Raw genomic sequence first — 5,756 nt, forward strand, 5'->3', positions numbered from 1 at the left:
ATGGTCACGTTCCCCTCCACCCGCCCATCCCCAACCCCGCCGCCGCCGACCTTCCGCTGCGAGACGCGCAGCCCCGCCGCTCCCCCATCCGCGCCATCGAGGACCCGCACCGGCAGTTGGAAGAATTCCAATTCCGCCAGTCGCCTTGCTTTCCGGCGGCGATGGCGACACCTTGTTCAGGCACGCGAACAGTCGACGGGCTACCCCAACGGGTGCGCGCTCCGGCCGTTCCATTGCTGACCAGTCACCCCGCCGTCCCTCCAAGGTGGCCGCCGTCCCGTCGGCGCACCGGACGGCCCAGCCAAAGAGGACGGCCCCCGCGGCCGGAACCACATGCGCCGTCATCGCCGCGCCAAGATCGTCGCCACCGTCGGACCGGCCAGCAACTCGCCCGAGATGCTGAAAACCCTGTTCCTGGCCGGCGTCGACACCTTCCGGCTGAACTTCAGCCACGGCACCCACGACGACCACGCCAAGGTCCACCGCGCCATCCGCGAGCTGGAGGCGGAGGTCGGCCGCCCCATCGGCATCCTTCAGGATCTCCAGGGCCCGAAGATCCGCGTCGGCACCATCCGCGACGGCAAGATCGCCGTCGCCACCGGCGAATCGATCCGCTTCGTCCTGCAGGGCAGCGACGGCGACAAGCGCTCCATCCCGCTGCCGCACCCGGAAATCTTCGCCGCCATCATGCCGGGCCACCATCTGCTGATCGACGACGGCCGCGTCCGCGTCGAGGTGACCGAGTTGGGCGACGACTGGATCGAGGCCCGCGTCGTCGTCGGCGGCACCATCTCCAACCGCAAGGGCGTCAACCTGCCGGGCACCGTGCTCGACCTGTCGCCGCTGACTGCCAAGGACCGCGCCGACCTCGCCTTCGGGCTGGAACTGGGCGTCGACTGGGTCGCCATGTCCTTCGTGCAGAAGCCGGGCGACATCATCGAGGGCCGCGGCCTGATCGGCGACCGCGCCGGCATCATGGCGAAGATCGAGAAGCCGCAGGCGCTGGAGCGGATCGACGACATCATCCGCCTGTCGGACGCGGTGATGGTGGCGCGCGGCGACCTCGGCGTCGAAATCCCGCACGAGGACGTGCCCGGCCGCCAGAAGGAGTTGGTGCGCGCCTGCCGTCTGGCGGTGAAGCCGGTGATCGTCGCCACCCAGATGCTCGATTCGATGGTCTCCGCCCCGACCCCGACGCGGGCCGAGGCGTCGGACGTGGCGACCGCCATCTATGACGGCGCCGACGCGGTGATGCTGTCGGCCGAATCGGCGTCGGGCCAGTATCCGGTCGAAGCGGTCACCATGATGGACCGCATCATCCGCTCCACCGAGCAGCACAAGCTCTATCACTCGCTGATCCAGGCGACCCATCCGGGGGAGGAGCACAGCCCGCCCCACGCCGTGGCCGCCGCCGCCGCCGATCTGGCCAACAGCCTGCATTCCTCGGCCATCGTCGCCTTCACCTCCAGCGGCACCACCGCGGCGCGCATCGCCCGCAAGCGGCCGGAGGTGCCGATCCTGGCGATCACCCCGGACAAGGCGGTGTCGCGCCGGCTCTGCCTGCTGTGGGGCGCCCACAGCGTTCTGTCCGACGACATCCGCACCTACGAGGAGATGGTCGACCGCGCCATCTCCACCGCGCGGGCGGAGGAGTTCGCCGGCCGGATCGGCACCATGGTCGTCGTCGCCGGCATCCCCTTCGCCCAGGCCGGCACCACCAACAACCTGCGCGTCATCCAGATGGACGGGAAGGCGTAAGGGCAGGGAGAGCCCCCTTCCTTACCGGGCGGGGGGCCTCTCCTACCGTTCCATCTTCGTCGACAGCACGATCGACGACATCGTCCGTTCCACACCGGGCAGGCGGCCGATGCTGTCCAGCGCGGCATCCATCGCGTCATGGGTCTCGGTGCCGACGGTGGCGCAGAGATCGTATTGGCCGCTGATGCTGTGCAGCCGGATCACCTCCGGCATCTTGCGCAGGGCATGGACGGCGCGGTCGGCCAGCCGGGCGTTCACGCTGATCATCACCAGCGCCGACACGCCGCGGCGCGGCGCCGGATCGCCCAGCTTCACGGTATAGCCGGCGATCACCCCCTGCCGCTCCAGCCGGGCGATGCGATCCTGCACGGTCGACCGCGACAGCCCCAGCGCGCGGCCGAGCGCCGCCGTGCTGGTGCGCGCGTTCACCGTCAACAGATCGATCAGCCGGCGGTCGATGTCGTCCATGGAGGTCCGTCAGAGAGGGCAGGGCGCACAAAAAGGCCCTCTCCCGTCCCGGGAGAGGGAGGGGCCCCACGAAGTGGGGAGGGTGAGGGGTGATCCAAGCATCCCGAACCGCATGGTTCCTTGCAATACCCCTCACCCTTCCCACCGCTTTGCGGCGGGCCCCTTCCCTCTCCCGGGGCGGGAGAGGGGGGAAATACCCAGCCCCCCCTTACGCGTCGCAACCCGCCTGATAGCGCTGCATGGCGGCGCGGATGTCGTCGGGGATCGGCACCGCGGCGAAATCGTCCAGCGAGGTGGTGACCACCGTCAGGCTGCCCGACAGCCGCACCTGCCCCTCATGCTCGCCGTTGATCCGCAGCTTGAGCGAGCTGCGGCCCAGCCGCTCCAGCAGGACGCCCAGGGTCAGCGTGTCGCCCATGCGGCTGGGGATCACGAAATCGCATTCGGCATGCACGATCGGCAGGCCCAGCCGCCGCTGCAGGATCATCGTCGCATAGTCGATGTCCAGCCCCTGGGTGAACCAGTCCTCCACCGCGCCGTTGAACATGTCGAAATAGACCGGGAAATAGACGATGCCGGCCGGGTCGCAGTGGGAAAAGCGAATGGGCCGCTGCACCCGGAAACAGCCCGGCGGCAACGGCCGGTGGCTGGGGTGATCGTCGGCGCGGCGCGGCCGCTCGCTGTACTCGTGCATCTCTCAGTCAATCCTCGTTCCGCTTGGCGTCCGGACATATGGGGGTCCGAAGCCTCGCGGTCACCGCGTCTCATGCCGGCGGTAGACAGTTGTGGCTATTCCAAACAATCCGGGAAAAGCACCTTTCGTTCAACGGCTTCCTGCAGGAATACGGGAAAGCCGCAATTTTCGCACGGCCCGCTGTTGCGGAAATGCTGCAGTGCAATCATGACCATCGTGCAAATCGGCCCACGGCAGGATTAGCCACAATTTGTCGCAGATTCGGCGCTTTTAAGCGAAAACATCACACAAAGATCCCGCCGGTCCTCGCCATCCTCCGCCGGCATCCGGGTTCAGGCCCAAAACGGACATCAGACCCCAGGGGCACGGCAAGGCCCCGGGGCACATCAGGCGAGGACACCGAACCGATGGCCACCACCTCCACCAAGATCGTCGTCAACGCCCTGGGCAAGGCCGCCGCCGGCGTGAACGCCCATTTCACCCTGCTGGTCGACGGCCAGAAGGTGGGTGAGGGCACCGCCGGCACGACGGCGAAGGATTTCGTCTTCACCCCCGTGCTGACCGCCGACACCGCGCACAAGGTGCAGATCCAGTACGACAACGATGCCGTCATCAACGGCCAGGACCGCAGCCTGACCGTCAACAGCATCAGCATCGGCGGCAAGACGATCGCGCCGACCGCCGGCATCGTCAGCTACGACAAGGGCGCGCTCGACGGCCGCGACGTCGCCGCCGGCCAGTCGAACATGTGGTGGAACGGCACGCTGGTGGTGAACGCCGACAAGAGCTATTTCCCCGCCGCGACTCCCACCCCGGCGCCGGCCGCAACCGCTGGCAAGGACACCATCGTGGTGAACGCGTCGGGCACCGCGGCGGGCGGCGTCAACGCCCACTTCAAGGTGCTGGTCGACGGCAAGCAGATCGGCGAGGCCACCGCCGGCACCACCGCCAAGAATTTCACCTTCACCACCGATGCCGCCGACCATGTCGCGCACAAGGTGCAGGTCCAGTACGACAACGATGCCATGGTCAACGGCCAGGACCGCAGCCTGACCGTCAACAGCATCTCCATCAACGGCCACAGCTACGCCTCGACCAGCAGCGCCGTCACCTATGACAAGGGCGCGCTCGACGGCAAGGACGTGATCGCCGGCCAGAAGGGGATGTGGTGGAACGGCACGCTGGTGGTCAACGCCCCGGCCTCCGACTTCCCGGCCGGCACCACCACCACCCCGACGCCGACCACCCCCACCCCGACCACGCCGACGCCGACCACCCCGGCCCCCACCGGCCCGGCCTTCTACGTCGCCACCAACGGCAAGGACAGCTGGTCGGGCAAGCTGGCCGCCCCCAACGCCGCCGGCACCGACGGCCCCTTCGCCAGCCTCGCCAAGGCGCAGGCGGCGATGCGCGCCGATCCGAACATCGACACCACCTACATCCGCGGCGGCGACTACCACCAGAACGGGCTGTGGCTGAACAGCCAGGATTCCGGCGTCACCTTCGCCGGCTATGGCAATGAGAAGGCGGTGATCCACGGCAGTTCGACGGCGTCGGTGTCCTTCGGCCTCGGCGGCGCCAAGAACGTGACCATCGAAGGCCTGAGCTTCGCCGACGGCGTCACCACCGGCCATTACGTCTTCGCCGACAACGCCTCCGGCCTGACCTTCGCCAACAACGTGGTGAAGGGCGGCGGCTATGGCATCACGGTGCAGAACAGCGCCAACAGCAAGGTCACCGGCAACCAGTTCGACAACACCGGCGCCGAGTCGATCTTCGTCAAGGCCGGCTCCAACTTCACGCAGGTGTCGGACAACCTGATCCGGCACCCGAACGCCGCCGACCGCGGCGACGCCGGCATCTGGGTCAACGGCAGCTCCGACGTCAAGGTCACCCACAACCAGATCGAAAACTCGCCGGAGAAGGCCATCGCCGTCGGCTCGGTCCAGACCGACGGCAGCGACGCCGCCTATCGCGTCACCATCTCCTACAACAAGGTGATCAACGCCAACCTGGAATCGAACGACGGCGGCGGCATCTACCTGATCAACCGCCAGCAGGATCTGGCCAACCACACCGTCGTCAACAACGACGTGTCCGGCACCACCGCGACCAACCCGACCGGGCAGGTGGCGAGCTGGGGCATCTATCTGGACGACTGGACCAGCGGCACCACGGTGAAGGGCAACGTCGTCCACGACAACATCGGCGGCGTCTTCCTGCATGGCGGCTGGAACAACACGGTCACGGAGAACGTGATCGCCGGCAACAGCGGCGCCCAGATCGGCCTGCAGCAGCCGGTGGCCTGGAGCGGCTGGAAGGGCCACGCGATGACCGGCAACGACATCTCCGGCAACGTCATCGACGTGCGCGAGGGCACCGCCGTCCACATCTACGGCCCGGCCAATGTCGGCAACCTCCACGACAACTTCTACAGCAGCCTGAACACCGCCGAGAAGGAGTTCGACGCCTGGCCGCAGGTGATGTCGAGCGGCGCCTGGGGCACTCTGGCGAACTGGCAGGCCGCCGGGTACGACAAGGGTTCGGTGATGCTGAACCCGGGTTTCGTCAATCCGGGTGCGGACGACTTCAGCCTGTCGTCGACCTCGCCGGTCTACGCCCATGGCTTCGACCACATCGCCTACAATGACATTGGCCTGCTGCACGCCTGATCCTGCTCCTTCGTCGGGCGCATATCCCCTCTCCCCCCCGGGGAGAGGGTTAGGGTGAGGGGGTCGCGCGGCGAGGATTTTCAAGCATCGCGCGGTCCCCATTCTCCATAGAATCCACACCATGCACCCCCCTCACCCCGACCCTCTCCCCGGGGGGGGGGGGG

Annotated in this window: 4 protein-coding genes; 2 read left to right on the forward strand and 2 right to left on the reverse strand. The window is 67.7% G+C overall.

Translation table 11 applies throughout. The features are described 5' to 3' along the window. The first annotated feature begins 333 nt into the window (after positions 1–333). Positions 334–1,758 (forward strand): pyruvate kinase, encoded by a 1,425-nt coding sequence (gene pyk / locus TSH20_RS34350; RefSeq protein ID WP_109156800.1) that lies wholly within the window; start codon positions 334–336, stop codon positions 1,756–1,758. A gap of 42 nt (positions 1,759–1,800) precedes the next feature. On the opposite strand, the gene TSH20_RS34355 is transcribed toward pyk, so the two are convergent. Both TSH20_RS34355 and TSH20_RS34360 read right to left on the reverse strand, forming a co-directional pair. Beyond that, positions 1,801–2,226, reverse strand: coding sequence for an Lrp/AsnC family transcriptional regulator (locus tag TSH20_RS34355; protein ID WP_085091967.1), 426 nt, complete (start codon positions 2,224–2,226; stop codon positions 1,801–1,803). A 208-nt stretch (positions 2,227–2,434) separates the two neighbouring features. Continuing rightward, the gene (locus TSH20_RS34360) at positions 2,435–2,920 is read right to left on the reverse strand and encodes a thioesterase family protein (RefSeq protein WP_247870848.1); all 486 of its coding nucleotides are present in this window, start codon (positions 2,918–2,920) and stop codon (positions 2,435–2,437) included. 407 nt (positions 2,921–3,327) lie between these two features. Between TSH20_RS34360 and TSH20_RS34365 the strand changes: the two genes are divergently transcribed. Continuing rightward, on the forward strand, positions 3,328–5,592 hold the full coding sequence (locus tag TSH20_RS34365) for a carbohydrate-binding domain-containing protein (protein WP_109156799.1): 2,265 nt from the start codon (positions 3,328–3,330) through the stop codon (positions 5,590–5,592). Positions 5,593–5,756 lie beyond the last annotated feature (164 nt).

It is taken from the genome of Azospirillum sp. TSH20, assembly GCF_003115935.1.
GTDB lineage: Bacteria > Pseudomonadota > Alphaproteobacteria > Azospirillales > Azospirillaceae > Azospirillum.

Bases quoted from the DNA above. Each gene is read 5' to 3' on its own strand.
- pyk (WP_109156800.1), top strand. From the start codon at position 334: ATGCGCCGTCATCGCCGCGCCAAGATCGTCGCCACCGTCGGACCGGCC.
- TSH20_RS34355 (WP_085091967.1), bottom strand. From the start codon at position 2,226: ATGGACGACATCGACCGCCGGCTGATCGATCTGTTGACGGTGAACGCG.
- TSH20_RS34360 (WP_247870848.1), bottom strand. From the start codon at position 2,920: ATGCACGAGTACAGCGAGCGGCCGCGCCGCGCCGACGATCACCCCAGC.
- TSH20_RS34365 (WP_109156799.1), top strand. From the start codon at position 3,328: ATGGCCACCACCTCCACCAAGATCGTCGTCAACGCCCTGGGCAAGGCC.